The sequence below is a fragment of the Amycolatopsis sp. NPDC003861 genome (assembly GCF_053605405.1).
On sequence record NZ_JBSGJD010000241.1, the window covers coordinates 1 to 14,699 of the forward strand.

Sequence of the window (14,699 nt, forward strand, 5' to 3'; positions counted from 1 at the left end):
GCGCGCGGCGGCACCGGCAGCTGCGCGGACTCCTGCGGGCGCGCGAACTGGCCCGACTCCTGCGGCGGCCGGGAGAACTGGCCGGACTCCTGCGGGACCGGGCGGGCGTACTGGCCGGATTCGGCACCACCCGGGGCGGGCCGCGCCGGGGGCGGCGGCACCGGCCGGGGCAGCGGCTGGGAGTCCTGCGGGACCGCCCGGGGCGCGGGCGGCGGCGGGGACGGCGGCTCGGCGCGGCGGCGCCCGGCCGGGCGCGCGGGCGGGGCCGGCGTGCCTTCGGACGCCACCCGGTCGATGATCGCCTGCGGGCCGGTGTCGCTCACGCCGGGCCGCCGGTGCGAACCGGTCGCGCCGGGCGGGGCTTCGGGGGTGGCGGGTTCGTCGTCGTCATCGGCGGCGCGCCGACGGCGACGGCGTCCGCCGTCGACCTGGGCACCGTGCTGGGCGAGCAGCTCAGCCACGGTCTTCTGCGGCTGGTCGCCTCCGGTCTGGTCCGTCATACCTGGTGATCCCCTGCGCGCACCGTGTTGCCACTGTCGGCACCTCGCGGAGCGAAACCCGACGGCACACCGGCGGCGCCGCGCGCGCTGTACACCGACCTCTGCATGTCCGTCACCTCTCCACCGTGCCCGTTATCCGTCCGGGAAGTCCAGCCGCGTGCTTTCACCGGTCCTCCTGTGCGCCGAAGCGCCCGGCGAGGGCGGCTCCAGTCTCATCCGCGCCGTTCGAATGGTCCAGCCGCCGCAGGATGACACCCTCTCGCAGAGCCCACGGGCAGATCTCGAGTTCCGGCACCCCGAGCGCCCGCATCGTGGCCTGCGCGACGAGCGCACCCGCCACGAGCTGGTGCGACCGGCTCGAGCTGACCCCCTCGAGCTGCGCGAGATCGGCCGACGGCATCCGCGAGATGAAGGCCAGGAGCTGGCGCAATGCCGTATCGGTGAGCGTACGTCGGACGCGCGGGCCCGCCGCCGAGGGGGCGGCGCCGGTCAGCCGGGCGAGCGAGCGGAACGTCTTCGACGTCGCCACGACCCGATCGGGTTCACCCCATTTGGTGACCTTGCGCGTGAGGTCGGTGAGCTGGTCGTCCAGCCACGCGGACGTCGCGACGAGCTCGGAGCGCGTCGGCGGGTCGTGCTTGAAGCGGGTGCGCGTGGTGCGGCCCGCGCCCAGGGGCAGCGATTCGGCCAGCACGGGTTCCTCGTCGCGGCCCATCGCGATTTCCAGGGAGCCGCCGCCGATGTCGAGCACCAGCAGCTGCCCGGCCGACCAGCCGTACCACCGGCGGACGGCGAGGAAGGTGTGCCGGGCTTCGTCGACGCCGGAGAGGACTTGCAGCTCGACGCCGGTCTCCTCGGCCACCCGGGCCAGGACCTTGGCGGAGTTCTTCGCCTCGCGGACGGCCGAGGTGGCGAAGGCCATGACCTCTTCGCAGCCGAGCCGCGCGGCGGCTTCCTTCGCGGACTGGACGGCGGTGCAGAGCTCGTCGGCACCGGCCTTGCTGAGCTCGCCGCCGCGGGTGATCCGCTCGGCCAGCCGCAGCACGGACTTTTCGGAATGCATCGGCGTCGGGTGGGCGCCACGGTGGGCGTCGACCACGAGCAGGTGGACGGTGTTGGAACCGACGTCGAGTACCCCTAGGCGCACGGGGGTCCAGGGTACCGGCCCCAGCCCGAGGTCTCGAACATGTAACCGAAAACACTCGGTGCGGCCTCGCCCCGGCGCGCCTCCCGCCGGGACGAAACCGCCCGAAGAGGACTTACGTCTCGAACTTGTAGCCCAGGCCGCGCACCGTCACCAGGTGCCGCGGCGAACCCGGGTCCGGCTCGATCTTCGAGCGCAGCCGCTTCACGTGGACGTCCAGGGTCTTCGTGTCGCCCACGTAGTCCGCGCCCCACACCCGGTCGATCAGCTGCCCGCGGGTCAGCACCCGGCCGACGTTGCGCAGCAGGTACTCGAGCAGGTCGAACTCCTTGAGCGGCAGCGACACCTCGGCGCCGTCCACGGTCACCACGTGCCGCTCGACGTCCATCCGGACCGGGCCCGCCGAGAGCACCAGCGGGGCCAGCTCGCCGTCCGTGCCCGGCTCGCCGCCGCGGCGCAGCACCGCCCGCACCCGTGCGATGAGCTCGCGCGCCGAGTACGGCTTCGTCACGTAGTCGTCCGCGCCCAGCTCCAGGCCCACGACCTTGTCGATTTCGCTGTCGCGCGCGGTCACCATGATGACCGGCACGGCCGAGCGCTGGCGCAGCTGCTTGCACACGTCGGTGCCGCTCATGCCGGGCAGCATGAGGTCGAGCAGCACGATGTCGGCGCCGTTGCGGTCGAACTCCTCCAGCGCGGCCTGGCCGGTCCCGGCGACGGCCGCGGTGAACCCTTCCTTGCGCAGCAGGAAGGCGAGGGGGTCGGCGAACGACTCCTCGTCCTCGACGATGAGAACCCTGGTCACAGGTTTCCTCCATGATCTGGGCTGTCCTGCCCGGTAACCACGAGCCTCGGGGTGCGCTCGGGGGTCTTCTCCTGCCGCGGTGCCGGCGAGGTCTTGGCCGCCCGGGCCGGCTCGGGGGCCGGTTCGGGGCTGCCGTGCGCGGGGATGCGCAGGGTGAACGTCGAGCCGGTGCCCGGACGGCTCCACAGGCCGACCGAGCCGCCGTGGTTGGCCGCGACGTGCTTGACGATCGCCAGGCCGAGGCCGGTGCCGCCGGTGGCGCGCGAGCGGGCCTTGTCGGCGCGGTAGAAGCGCTCGAACACACGCTGCTGCTCGTCCTCGGCGATGCCGATGCCGCGGTCGGTGACCGCGATCTCGACCATCCCGTCCGCCAGCCGCCTGCTGATGGAGACCGGGCTGCCGGCCGGCGAGTACGCGACGGCGTTCTCCAGCAGGTTCGACAGGGCGGTGACCAGCAGCGTGCGGTCACCCTCGATGAGCAGGCCGCTCGGGCTGTCGGTGGTGATGCTTATGTCGGCGGACTCCGCCGAGAGCGTCGTGCGGCCGAGCGATTCGCGGACGACCGCGTCGACCTCGACGACGTTGAGGTCGGGCAGCCGTTCGGCGCCCTGCAGCCGCGACAGCGCGATCAGCTCGGTGACGAGCTGGCCCAGGCGGGTGGACTCGCGCAGGATCTTGCCGCCGAAGCGGCGGACCTCCTCGACGTCCTCGGCGGCGTCGAGCACGGCCTCGGTGAGCAGCGCGATCGCGCCCACCGGGGTCTTGAGCTCGTGGCTGACGTTGGCGACGAAGTCGCGGCGCACGGCCTCCAGCCGGATGGCCTCGGAGTGGTCGACGGCCTCGACGACGGTGAAGCCGTCGCCGAGCGGCCGGACCTGGCCGAGCACCGCTTCCGGCTGCCGCCCGCGCGCTTCGAGTGGCGAAAGGTCGATCTCCATCGGTTCGTCGGTTTCGACGACCTGCTCGGCGGCCTTGCGGGCCCGCGGGTCGGCCTGGTTGACCTTGACCAGACCCAGCTCGTAGGCACGCGGGTTGTGCAGGACCATGTCGCCGAACCGGTTCAGCACGACGACGCCGTTGTTCGAGGAGCGGACCAGCCGTTCGAGGAGTTCCGCGACGGTCGGGCCCGGCGGCCGGGCCTCTTCCCGGCGGGTGCGCGCCCGCGCCAGGAAGTAACCGGCCACCGCACCGGCCACCAGTGCGCCGATGGCCAGTGCGAGTGAAACAGGCGTGGTCACGGGCCGATCGTAAGCGGAGAAGTGGCCCTTCGGCCTAGCGTTGTCCGCCTTGTCGTGAGCACCGCGACACCTGGGGAGGACATGTTCGCCGGGGCTTCAGGCGGCGTTCACCCGATCGATTCCCCGGCGAGACATTCCGGGCGAATTCACCCGAGCGCGGCCAGGTCTTCGTCCGTCAGCTCGAGCGCCGCCGCGGCGACGTTCTGCTCGAGGTGCCCGACGTCACCGGTGCCCGGGATGGCCAGCACGTGCGGTCCCCGGTGGAGCGTCCACGCGAGCCGCACCTGCGCCGGGGTGACGCCGTGGCGGCGCGCGACTTCGGCGACCCGCGTGTCCTCGCCGGTGCCGCTCGCGACGGCGAAGAACGGCACGAAGGCGATCCCGTGCTCGGCGCACCGCCGGACGAGCTCGTCGTCCTCGCGGCGGGCGCTGAGGCCGTATTGGTTCTGGACGCAGACGACCGGCGCGATCTTCAGCGCCTCGGTGAGGTGCTCCGGGCCGACGTTGGAGATGCCCAGCTCGCGGATCAGCCCGGCTTCGCGCAGCTCGGCGAGCGCGCCGAAGCCGTCGGCGAGGGAGCCGGTGCCGCGGTCGAGGCTCTGGCCGATCCGGTAGTTGACGACGTCGAGGTGGTCCCGGCCCAGCTCCCGCAGGTTTTCCTCGACCTGGGCCCGCAGCTGCTCGGGCCGGGCGGTGTGGAACTCGCCCGTGAAGTCGCGGCCGGGGCCGACCTTGGTGGTGATGACGAGGTCGTCGTAGGGCGCGAGGGCGGTGTTGAGCAGTTCGTTGGCCGAGCGCGGCCCGGCGAAGTAGAAGGCGGCGGTGTCGAAGTGGTTCACGCCGAGCTCGACGGCCCGGCGCAGCACGGCGAGGGACGTCTCGCGGGCGCGGATGCCCCCGTCCGTGGTGGACATCAGGCGCATGGCGCCGAACCCGAGGCGGTTGACTTCGAAGGAGCCGAGCTTCCAGGTGCCCGCCGCGGCGGCGGGGAGGGTGTTCGTGGTCATGCCTCCAGCCTTCCGGCGGTGCCCGCGTGACCACCGGGTTTGGCAGTTTGCTGCCACACTGGAATGCGTGGAGAAGGTGACTGACGTCGTCATGGTGCGCGGCGAAGCGGAGCTGTTCGAGCGGACGGCGCACCTCTTCGAGCTCGCGACGGAGATTTCCTGCGCGGCCCGCGACCTGCACACGTGGTCGGTGGCGCACCCGGTGGCCCCCGAGCGGGAGCAGTCGGTGCGCGGGCTGAAGATCCGCAAGGTGTACCAGCCGGGCGTGCTGTTCGACCCGGCGCTCGCCGAGCACCTGCGGCGGATGGCCGCGGGCGGTGCGGGCATCCGGATCACCGAACGCGAGATCAACGAGACGATCCTGCTGGACCGCCGCATCGCCATCGTGGCCGGCGACCGCGTCGGCGGGGTCCGCGGCTACACGGTGATCAGCAGCCCGGACCTGGTTCAGGGCATCCAGTCGCTGTTCGAGGCGGCCTGGCACGCGGCGACGGACCTGGAGTCCTACCAAGCGCGCTTCACCGAGCTGGGCGCGCGCGAAATCCTGGAGCAGCTGGCCTCGGGCTGCAAGGACGAGACGGCGGCCCGGGCCCTCGGCATCAGCCTGCGCACCTACCGGCGCCGGGTGGCGGAGCTGATGGAGCTCCTCGGGGCGTCGTCGCGGTTCCAGGCCGGGGCCCGGGCCCGCGAAGCCGGACTGCTGTGAGGCGAGCGCTGCCGGCGCTGGCGGTCCTGCTGGCGTCCGCGTGCACGGTCACCGGCACGGCCGTGCCGGTCGGCGCCAACCTCGCCCTGGTCGATGCCCAGCGGACCGGCACCGCCCTCGACGCGGTGAAGGCGGCCGCCGAAGCGGTGTTCAGCTACGACTCCGGGAACCCGGCGGGGTTCGACCAGGCCGTCGCCGAGCACGTCACCGGGCCGGCGAAGACCCAGCTCACCGCGTTGTTCGAGCAGGTCAGGAAGAGCCCGCAGCCGGTGCACCTGGTCACCCGGGTGCGGCAGGCGGCGGCGCTGGAGTTCACCGGCGACCGGATCCGCGACCTGGCCGTGCTCCAGCAGGACAACGGCACCTCGAAGGGCCTCGCCGCGGTCGCCTTCACCGCGATCCGGGACGGCGGGCGCTGGCGGCTCTCCGACATCGCGGTGAACCCCGCCCAGCCGGCGCCCGCACCGCAGCCGGACGACGGCAGCACGGGCGGGCTGCGCGATTCGGCGCTGGCGGGGGCCCGGGTGGCGGCGGGCGCGCTGTTCACGACCGACAGCGCCGATCCGGAAGGCAGCTACGCGCGGGCGGAAGCGGTCACCGCCGGGCCTTTCCTCGACGACTACCGCGCGAAGAAGGCGTCCTACGTCGAGGCCATCCGCGCCAGCGGCACGAAGGTGGCGCTCGGTCCCGAACCGATGGCCGGGGTGGTCGCCATCACCGGCGGGCGGGCGATCGTGTTGTTCTTCACGACGCTGCAGGTCACCGCCGCGACCGGCCAGGTGACCAGCCGCCCCTTCCCGGCCGAACTCGACGTCGTCCGCGAAGGGGCGAGCTGGAAGGTGACCGGCGTGCGGCCGGTCACCGTGGCCTGAACGCTCAGCGACCCTGGTTCGCCACCGCGGCGGCGGCTTCCTTGGCGGCTTCCGGGTCGAGGTACTCGCCACCGGGCTGCACCGGCTGCAGGTCCTCGGTGAGGTCGTAGCGCAGCGGGATGCCGGTCGGGATGTTGAGGCCCGCGATGTCGGCGTCGGAGATGCCGTCGAGGTGTTTGACCAGCGCGCGCAGCGAGTTGCCGTGCGCGGCGACCAGCACCGTCTTGCCCGCGCGCAGGTCGGGCACGATCGCGGACTCCCAGTACGGCAGCAGCCGCTCGACGACGTCCTTCAGGCACTCGGTCAGCGGCGCGGCGTCGCCGAGGTTCGCGTAGCGGGCGTCGTCCGCCTGGCTCCACTCGTCCTTCGGGTCGATCGCCGGCGGCGGGGTGTCGTACGAGCGGCGCCAGAGCATGAACTGCTCCTCGCCGAACTCGCTCAGGGTCTGCTTCTTGTCCTTGCCCTGCAGCGCGCCGTAGTGGCGCTCGTTGAGGCGCCAGTCGCGCTTCACCGGGATCCAGTGCCGGTCGGCGGCGTCCAGCGCGATGTTCGCGGTGGAGATCGCGCGGCGCAGCAGCGAGGTGTGCACCACGTCCGGGAGCAGCCCGGCGCCGGCCAGCAACTGACCGCCCTGGCGGGCTTCGCCCTCGCCCTGTTCCGACAGCGGTACGTCCACCCAGCCGGTGAACAGGTTTTCCGCGTTCCACGTGCTCTGCCCGTGCCGCAGCAGCACCAACGTCCCAATCTCGGCCATGGGCAACAGCCTGCCAGAACGCACCACGCGGCCGAGTGGTGACCTCCGCCGCACCGCGCGTCCTACCCAGAGTGTGTTACCGCGGAGTAACACCTCACTCTTCGACAAGTCCGTCGGCCAACAACGCGCAAAAATCCGGCCATGGACTGCGGACCGTTATCGCTCAGCGGTAAATTCACTCGAACGGGCTAGCCAGTAGCCTTGTGATTACCCGGCGGGATCTGACAGGTTGACTACGTCCCGAGCGGCTGGATTCCACGCACTCCCCGGCCGGATTCGGGCATTGACCGCGGCTCGTCTCCCCCCTGCCGGGCCGCGGCCCGCCCGGCCCCGTTGGCACCCCCCTCGTCACCGGGTCCTGATCGGCGGGAACTTCAGCGGGGCGGCTCGAGATCGCGACTCCCCCTCCCTCGAGCCGTCCCGCCTGTTCCGCTCAGCCCTCGCCGGGCTCCGCGGCCGGCACCGCGGCCGGTGGCCGGCGGCGGTGGTAGAGCCACCAGCCGAGCCAGCCCAGCGGCACGATGAAGAGCAGGAACGGCGCGAGCGCGCCCAGCACGGTCAGCAGGCCACCGCCGAAGACGAGGAACGCGTGCCAGCCGCCGGCCAGCCCGCCGAGGAACCCGCTGTGGTCCTCCGACGGCGGGGGCGGGGCGGCGACGTTGCGGATGGTCATCGCCACGGTCGCCATCGCGACGCTGCCGGCCAGCGAATTCCGCTGCTGTTCGAGCGATTCGAGCGTCGCTTCGCGGCTCGTCAGCTCACTCTCGACCGAAGCGATCTCGGACACCGAAGTCGCCTTCGCCAGCAACGCGCGGATCCGCTCCACCGAAGCCCGCTGCGTCGCCAGCCGCGCTTCGACGTCGACGACCTGTTCGGTCACGTCCTGGGTGTTCAGCTCCCGCTTCACCATGGCACTGCCCAGGTGCGCGAGCTGGTCGAGCACGCCGTCCAGCTTGTCCGCGGGCACCGCGAGGCTGAGCGTCGCCAGCTCTTCGCCCGTGCTCTCCTGCCCGGTGTAGCCGCCGGCCCCCAGCGCGATGCCGCGGGCCTGCGCGACGACGTCGACCACCTTGGTGGCGGTCAGTTCCAGCCGGGCGCTGCGCGAAAGCTTGCGTTCGGTGGCGCCCGGCTGCGGCGGCGTCACCTTTTCCGCCCCGGTCTTGCCGCTGCCCTGCTGCGGTGCCGCCGGGACCGGCCCGGATCCGGCACTGTCCGCCGTGGACATCCCCTTGTCCTGGGCCGCCGAGCAGCCGGCCAGCACGAACGCCACGGCCACGGCCGCGAGCCCGGCTCTCCATCGAGTCCGCATCCTGCGTCTCCCTCCAGTTTCGGCTGACGAGGAGACGGATGTCCGGTTCAGGGCCGTTGCACGGCCTCCGGTCACGACTCGGTCAAGCCCGGTTCGTGCGGCCGCTCGGGGGCGACGAGGTGCTTGAACGCCTGGAGGTTCGCCAGGGACTCACCGCGGGAGACGCGCCAGTCCCACTCGCGCTTGATCGACGTCGCGAAGCCGATCTCGAGCAGTGTGTTGAAGTCGCCGTCGGCCGCTTCCAGCACCTGGCCGAGCACCTTGTCCAGCTCGTCGGCGGACATCGTCTCCTTGCCGAACCGGCCGACCAGGTAGATGTCCCCGAGACTGTCCACTGTGTAGTGGACGCCGTAGAGCTTCGCGTTGCGCTGCAACAGGAACCGGTAAACGTCCTCATGGGACTCATCGGGACGGCGGCAGACGAAGGCTTCCACCGAAAACGCGTGGTCGCCGTCGACGAGCCACGCGTTCGTCTGCAGCTTCTTCGTGCCGGGCAGCGTGACGAAGTACTTGCCGGGACCGCGTTTGTCGTACTTCAGCTCGTTAGAGTCCAAAGTAGACTGGATCAGCTGGTCCAGGCTCACACCGCCACCTCCGCGCGCAGGTCCAGCGCACGGGAGAAGGCGCTGGTGGCCTGAGCATAGATGTCCAGGAGCGCGTCCGTCGTGCGGCGCCAGGAGAACCGGCGCGCGTGCACGACGGCGTTCGCGCCGAGTTCGGCCCGCCGGTCCGGGCGCAGGGCGACGGCGGCCAGCGCGTCCGCCCACTCGTCGGCGCCGTGCCCGGGCACCAGCAGCCCGGAGACGCCGTGCGGCACCGCCACCGGCAGCCCGCCGACCTCGGCGGCGACCACCGGCGTCCCGCAGGCCTGCGCCTCGAGGGCGACCAGGCCGAACGACTCGTTGTAGCTCGGCACCGCGACGACGTCGGCGGCGCGGAAGACGCGGGCGAGCGACTCGCCCGGCTGCGGCGGCAGGAACCGGACCTGCCGCTCGATGCCGAGGGAAACGGCCAGCTCGCGCAGGGCCTGCGGCTGCTCCAGCCCGGTGCCCGACGGCCCGCCGACGATCAGCACGACCAGCCGCGCAGCCAGCTCGGGACGGCGGCGCAGCATCGCGGCCGCGGCGTGCAGCAGGACGTCCGGCGCCTTGAGCGGCTGGATCCGGCCGGCGAAGGCGAGCACGACGTCGTCTTCGGTCAGCCCCAGCTCCGCGCGGGCGACGGACTTCGAGCCCGGCGTGAAGCGTTCGAGGTCGACGCCCGGCGGCACGGCGTGCACCGCGTCCGGCGCGGCGTCGTAGAGGTCGATGAGCTGGCGCGCTTCGACCGCGGTGTTGGCGACCAGCCGATCGGCCTCGGCGACCACCTGCTCCTCGCCGATCACGCGGGTGCGCGGCTCGGGCTTGTCGCCCTCGGCGAGCGCGGCGTTCTTCACCTTCGCCAGGGTGTGCGCGGTGTGCACCAGCGGCACGGACCACCGGTCGCGGGCGAGCCAGCCGACCTGGCCGGAGAGCCAGTAGTGCGAGTGGATGAGGTCGTAGTGGCCGGGCTCGTGGAAGGCCTCGGTGCGCAGCACGCCGGAGGTGAACGCGCACAGCTGGGCGGGCAGCTCGTCGCGGCCCAGCGGCTCGAACGGGCCCGCCTGCACGTGCCGCACGGTCACGCCGGGCGCCAGCTCGGCCACCGGCGGCTGGCCGGACGCGGTCGCACGGGTGAACACCTCGACCTCGACGCCGCGGCGGGCCATCTCGGTCGCGGTTTGGCTGACGTAGACGTTCAGCCCACCGGCGTCCCCTGTCCCGGGCTGTTCCAGTGGCGAGGTGTGTACGGACAGCACCGCGATCCGGCGCGGCGCAGCGCGGAACCCTCGGATGTTGCTGGTCACCTGGTCACTTCTCCTGCTTCAGCATTCCTCGGCGAACTGCCGGAGCACCACGTCGAACTCGGCCGCGGACTCGGCGAAGGGCGCGTGCCCTCCGTCAACGAACCAACGCCCGGTGGCACCCGGAATCTTCCCGAGGGCGTGTTCGGCCGCCGAGGGCTCGATCACGCGGTCGGCCGTTCCGTGCACGACCAGCACCGGTTTGTCGATGCCGGCCAGCACGTCTTCGCTGCCGACGTCCCGGCGGAACAGCCCGGAACGGACCGAAGGCGGCACGCTGAGCGAGGCGCCGAGCAGGGCCTGCGCCTGGGCGCCGGGCACCGGCCCGGTGACCATCGCCCGGGTGAACGCGGTCAGCGCGGGGACCGCGATGTCCGGATCGTCGGAAAGCATCGCCCGCATGTGCTCGCGCATCAACGGCCCGACGCGCCCGCCGGGCCGGTCGCGGCCGATCTCGGTGATGGCGCCGACGAGCACGAGCCCGCGCAGCCGTGCGGTGCCGTGCACCCGGATGTGGTCCACCAGCACCAGGCCGCCGTAGGACCAGGCGACGACGATCGCGTCCGGGCCGGCGAAGTCGAGCACCGCGGCGAGGTCGTCCGCCCAGGCGACCGGGTCGTCGTACCCGGTGGCCGGGACGTCGGAAGCGCCGTGGCCCCGGAGGTCCACGGCGATCAGCCGGAACCGCTCGGTCAGGGCCGGATCGGCGAGCTGCGCGGCCCAGCACCCGGCCGACTGCGCCCAGCCGTGCACGAACACGATCGGCCGGCTGTTCTCCTCGCCCTCGACCCGCAGGCCGAGCCGGACCCCGCCGTGCCCGACGACTTCGGTGCGCACGGGTTACTTCGCACCCATCCCCTGCCAGGCCGACCAGCTGAAGTTCCAGTCCTTGACGTCGGAGTTCATCGGCGGGGACAGCTTCGAGCCGGTGATCTCGACCGGGTCGCCGATCATCGCCGAGTCGAAGTAGTCCTTGGCGTCGGCTTCGAGCAGGTTGATGCAGCCGTGGGAGTTGTTGTTCTTCCCGATGTTGGCCGCGTTGTCCTGGTTCTCGTGGATGAACTCGCCGTGGTTGGAGAACCGGCAGGCCCACTTCTTGTTGACGTTCGTGTAGCCGTAGCGGGCGTTGTCGAAGATCGCCGACGGTTCCTTGCTCATGATGATGTAGGTGCCGTTCGGGGTGTTGCGGTCGACCTCGGCGTCCAGCCCGTTCGCGCACGGGTAGCTCTTGACCTGCGAGCCGCCGCGGTAGACGCGCATCTGGTGGTCCGGGGTGTTGACCTTGACCACCTGGTTGCGGCCGATCTTGAACTTCGTGGTGACGTCGGCCTTGCCGTACGCGCCGCCGCCCAGCTCGACGCCGTACAACTTCGCCTCGACGTTCACGGTGATGTTCTGCGGCCAGTACTCCTTCGGCCGGTAATCGACCTGGCTGTCGGACAGCCAGCCCCACGCGCCCTCGACCTCGCCCTTGTCCGTCTTCACGGACAGGGCCTTCTCGACCGCCTTGCGGTCCTTGACCGGCGACGCGAACTTCACGCTGATCGGCATGGCCACGCCGACGGTCTGGTTGTCGGCCGGGTTCAGCGTGGCGCGGACCTGCTTGGCCGGGGCGATCGTGGTGAAGCTGCCGGTGAAGTCGACCGGCTTGCCGTCGGAGCCGGTGGCCTTGGCGGCGTAGGTGTAGGTCTTGCCGTAGCCGAGCGGCTCGGAGCTGGTCCAGGTGAGGCCGTCCGGCGCGAGGTCGCCCTTGACGGCCTTGCCGCCGTCGGCGGTCAGCTTGCACTCGGTGAGCTTGCCGTCGGCGACCTTGAGCACGGCGGGCTTGAGCACCGGGACGTCCTTGGCGTCGGCGGCGGGCTCGGCCGTGATCTTCGCCACGGGCTTCGCGCCCTCGCCGTCGGCACCGGCCGCGCCGGTGGGCAGCGCGTTGCCGCCGTTCTCGCTCGAACACGCGGCGGCGACCAGTGCGGCTCCAGCCGCCAGAGCAGCCTTGAAGACCGTACGCCGTTCGATCACCGAAAACCTCCTGGAATCCCCCGCCGACCAGCGGGCACACGCCTTTAGCGCTGGTAGCCCAGCCGACGTTACCCGCCGGAAGGTAAAGACCAACCGATCAGGTGGCGGACGTCTTTGTCGACAAAGACGTCCTACACACGTACGGGTTGCCCGATTCGGCTCAAATCACGCAGTTGATCAGCAGCGGTTCGGGGTGCAGGCGGACGCCGAACCGCTCGTGGACGCCGTCGCGGACCTCCCTGGCCAGGGCGAGCAGGTCCTCGGTCGTCGCGTCGCCGCGGTTGGTCAGCGCCAGGGTGTGCTTCGTCGAGAGCGAAACCCGGTTCCCCGGTCCGGGGTACCCCTTGGCGAACCCGGCGCGCTCGATCAGCCAGGCCGCGGACAGCTTCACGCCGCCGTCGGCCGGGTACTGCGGCGCGTCCGCGCCGACGACCTCCGTGATCCGCTCCAGGACCGCTTCGGCCTCGGCGCTCGGCACGATCGGGTTGGTGAAGAACGAGCCGGCGCTCCACGTGTCGTGGTCGGCCGGGTCGAGCACCATGCCCTTACCGCGCCGCAGCTCGAGCACCGCGGAGCGCGCTTCGGCGGCCGGGACGCGGGCGCCGATCCCGACGCCGAGCGTGCGCGCCAGTTCGGCGTAGCGGATGGGCGCGGACAGGCCGTCTTCGCGGACCTCGAAGCGGACCGAGAGGACGACGCCGGTGTCCGTGCCCTTGAGGACGCTGGTGCGGTAGGCGAAGCCGAGCTCGTCGGCCTTGAGCGTGCGCACCTCGCGCGTTCCCCGGTCGTAAAGTTCGACCGAGACGATCGATTCGGCGACCTCGCAGCCGTACGCGCCGACGTTCTGGATCGGCGTCGCCCCGACGCTGCCGGGGATGCCGGAGAGGCACTCGAGCCCGCCCAGCCCGGCCTCGACCAGGGCCGCGACGAAGGCGTCCCAGTTCTGGCCGGCTTCGACGTCCACGTGAGCACCGTCACGGCGCCAGCCGGTGTTCGCCACCTCGACGAGCGTGCCGTCGAACCCCGCGTCGCCGACCACCAGGTTGGAGCCGCCGCCGAGCAGCAGCACCGGCTCGCCCGCCGCATCCGCCTCGCGGACCGCCGCGACGAGGTCTTCGCTGGTCACGGCGCTGACGAAGCGGCGCGCCGGGCCGCCGAGGCGCAGCGTGGTGTACGCGGCGAGCTTCGGGAGTTCGGAAGTACGGGGGTTCACCCGCCTGACGGTACTGTTCGGTCCATGGGATCCCGGATCGAGCACCGCGCTGAGTTCGCCGCCGACGTCGCGTCCACGTACGCGGCCGTCGCCGGCGAGGACGCGCTGCGGGCCCGCCTGGAGGAGATCGGCGGCCACGGCGCGGCGCTGCTGGCGTACGAAGTGTCCGGCACGGACCTGCGCTACCAGCTGCGGCAGGGCATCAGCGCGGACAAGCTGCCCCAGGCGGTGCGGACGCTGCACAAGGGCGACCTGCTGGTGACCCGCACGCAGACCTGGCGCGTCAGCAACGACGGCACCGGCCGCCAGGGCAACGCTTCGGTCGAGGTCTCCGGCGTCCCGGGCGAGATCAGCGCGCGGACGGCCCTGCTGGCCGGCGACGGCAAGACCGTGCACCGGACCAGCGGCGAGGTGACCGTCCGGATCCCGTTGTTCGGCGGGAAGCTGGAGAGCGTGATCGCCGAGCAGGTCACGAAACTGCTGGAGCGCGAAGCCGAATTCACCGCGAAGTGGCTCGCGCAAGCAAGCTGAGCCCGGTCGGCGCGCCGACGCGCGGCACGACCAACCCGAACCGCCTGCGCCGGGTCGACCGCTGGATCGCGGCCGCGCCGTCGACGTCCCGGCTGCTGCGCTCGGCGGCCGATCCGCTGGTCGTCGACCTCGGCTACGGCGCTTCCCCGGTCACGACGGTCGAGCTGGCCCGCTGGCTGCGCCGCGTCCGCCCGGACGTCCGGGTGCTCGGCCTGGAGCTGGATCCGGTGCGGGTGGCCGCCGCGCTGCCCGCCGCGTCGCCTCCGCTGCTGGACTTCCGCCGCGGCGGGTTCGAGCTGGCCGGGACGCGGCCGGTGCTCGTGCGGGCGTTCAACGTCCTCCGGCAGTACGCGGAGGACGAGGTCGCCGGCGCGTGGGGCCTGATGCTGGATTCGATGCCCGCCGAGGGCCTCCTCGTCGAGGGCACCTGCGACGAGATCGGCCGGTTGTCGACGTGGGTCCTGGTGGCCCGCTCCGGCCCGGTCTCCCTGACGCTCTCGATGCGGCTGGCGGGCCTGGACCGCCCGTCGACGATCGCCGAGCGGCTGCCGAAGGCGCTGATCCACCGGAACGTGCCCGGCGAGCGCGTCCACGCACTGCTGTCCGAGCTGGACATCTGCTGGGCGACGGCGGCGTCGTTCACCAGCAGGACCCGGTTGTCGTAGAACTCGGGCAGGCCGTAGACCTTGCCGTCGAGGGTGACTTCCTTGAGCGCGGCC

General features: G+C 72.0%; 15 protein-coding genes and 1 pseudogene. 4 read left to right on the forward strand and 12 right to left on the reverse strand.

The features are described 5' to 3' along the window. The 5 genes and pseudogenes from ACWEVN_RS38825 to ACWEVN_RS38845 form a co-directional block, all read right to left on the reverse strand. A pseudogene (locus ACWEVN_RS38825) lies at positions 1-500 on the reverse strand (hypothetical protein); the annotation flags it as partial. Between the two features lie 163 nt (positions 501-663). Further along, the gene (locus tag ACWEVN_RS38830; RefSeq protein ID WP_449686761.1) at positions 664-1,647 is read right to left on the reverse strand and encodes a Ppx/GppA phosphatase family protein; all 984 of its coding nucleotides are present in this window, start codon (positions 1,645-1,647) and stop codon (positions 664-666) included. 112 nt (positions 1,648-1,759) lie between these two features. Beyond that, positions 1,760-2,449: a response regulator transcription factor gene (locus ACWEVN_RS38835; RefSeq protein ID WP_086680214.1), complete on the reverse strand. Its 690-nt coding sequence runs from the start codon at positions 2,447-2,449 to the stop codon at positions 1,760-1,762. After that, entirely contained in the window at positions 2,446-3,687 is a 1,242-nt protein-coding gene (locus tag ACWEVN_RS38840) for a sensor histidine kinase (RefSeq protein ID WP_452054599.1), read from the reverse strand. The genes ACWEVN_RS38835 and ACWEVN_RS38840 overlap by 4 nt, the downstream gene beginning before the upstream one ends. A 146-nt stretch (positions 3,688-3,833) precedes the next feature. Beyond that, positions 3,834-4,694, reverse strand: a complete 861-nt coding sequence (locus ACWEVN_RS38845) for an aldo/keto reductase (protein WP_449686762.1) — start codon at positions 4,692-4,694, stop codon at positions 3,834-3,836. A gap of 67 nt (positions 4,695-4,761) precedes the next feature. On the opposite strand from ACWEVN_RS38845, the gene ACWEVN_RS38850 reads away from it, so the two are divergent. Together ACWEVN_RS38850 and ACWEVN_RS38855 are read left to right on the forward strand one after the other, a co-directional pair. Beyond that, positions 4,762-5,400 (forward strand): DNA-binding response regulator, encoded by a 639-nt coding sequence (locus tag ACWEVN_RS38850; protein ID WP_449686763.1) that lies wholly within the window; start codon positions 4,762-4,764, stop codon positions 5,398-5,400. Beyond that, complete coding sequence (locus ACWEVN_RS38855) at positions 5,397-6,272, forward strand: hypothetical protein (protein WP_452054600.1); 876 nt, start codon at positions 5,397-5,399, stop codon at positions 6,270-6,272. Before ACWEVN_RS38850 ends, ACWEVN_RS38855 begins: the two co-directional genes overlap by 4 nt. A 4-nt stretch (positions 6,273-6,276) precedes the next feature. Here the strand turns inward: ACWEVN_RS38855 and ACWEVN_RS38860 are convergent, their stop codons facing one another. The 7 genes from ACWEVN_RS38860 to ACWEVN_RS38890 all read right to left on the reverse strand — a co-directional run bounded on the left by ACWEVN_RS38860 (position 6,277) and on the right by ACWEVN_RS38890 (position 13,449). Beyond that, positions 6,277-7,026 (reverse strand): phosphoglyceromutase, encoded by a 750-nt coding sequence (locus tag ACWEVN_RS38860; RefSeq protein ID WP_452054601.1) that lies wholly within the window; start codon positions 7,024-7,026, stop codon positions 6,277-6,279. A 433-nt stretch (positions 7,027-7,459) separates the two neighbouring features. Continuing rightward, positions 7,460-8,335, reverse strand: a complete 876-nt coding sequence (locus tag ACWEVN_RS38865) for a DUF4349 domain-containing protein (protein WP_449686766.1) — start codon at positions 8,333-8,335, stop codon at positions 7,460-7,462. A gap of 71 nt (positions 8,336-8,406) precedes the next feature. Beyond that, positions 8,407-8,919: a type III secretion system chaperone family protein gene (locus ACWEVN_RS38870; RefSeq protein ID WP_310967936.1), complete on the reverse strand. Its 513-nt coding sequence runs from the start codon at positions 8,917-8,919 to the stop codon at positions 8,407-8,409. Continuing rightward, the gene (mshA, locus tag ACWEVN_RS38875) at positions 8,916-10,220 is read right to left on the reverse strand and encodes a D-inositol-3-phosphate glycosyltransferase (RefSeq protein ID WP_449686767.1); all 1,305 of its coding nucleotides are present in this window, start codon (positions 10,218-10,220) and stop codon (positions 8,916-8,918) included. Before mshA ends, ACWEVN_RS38870 begins: the two co-directional genes overlap by 4 nt. A gap of 18 nt (positions 10,221-10,238) precedes the next feature. Then, on the reverse strand, positions 10,239-11,054 hold the full coding sequence (locus tag ACWEVN_RS38880) for an alpha/beta fold hydrolase (RefSeq protein ID WP_452054602.1): 816 nt from the start codon (positions 11,052-11,054) through the stop codon (positions 10,239-10,241). A 3-nt stretch (positions 11,055-11,057) separates the two neighbouring features. Further along, complete coding sequence (locus ACWEVN_RS38885) at positions 11,058-12,236, reverse strand: L,D-transpeptidase (protein ID WP_452054603.1); 1,179 nt, start codon at positions 12,234-12,236, stop codon at positions 11,058-11,060. Positions 12,237-12,396: 160 nt separating this feature from the next. Next, on the reverse strand, positions 12,397-13,449 hold the full coding sequence (locus ACWEVN_RS38890) for a UDP-N-acetylmuramate dehydrogenase (protein WP_452054604.1): 1,053 nt from the start codon (positions 13,447-13,449) through the stop codon (positions 12,397-12,399). 24 nt (positions 13,450-13,473) lie between these two features. On the opposite strand from ACWEVN_RS38890, the gene ACWEVN_RS38895 reads away from it, so the two are divergent. Both ACWEVN_RS38895 and ACWEVN_RS38900 read left to right on the forward strand, forming a co-directional pair. Next, on the forward strand, positions 13,474-13,980 hold the full coding sequence (locus ACWEVN_RS38895) for a DUF2505 domain-containing protein (protein ID WP_449686771.1): 507 nt from the start codon (positions 13,474-13,476) through the stop codon (positions 13,978-13,980). Continuing rightward, complete coding sequence (locus tag ACWEVN_RS38900; protein ID WP_452054605.1) at positions 13,959-14,645, forward strand: class I SAM-dependent methyltransferase; 687 nt, start codon at positions 13,959-13,961, stop codon at positions 14,643-14,645. The genes ACWEVN_RS38895 and ACWEVN_RS38900 overlap by 22 nt, the downstream gene beginning before the upstream one ends. The last annotated feature ends 54 nt before the right edge of the window (positions 14,646-14,699 follow it).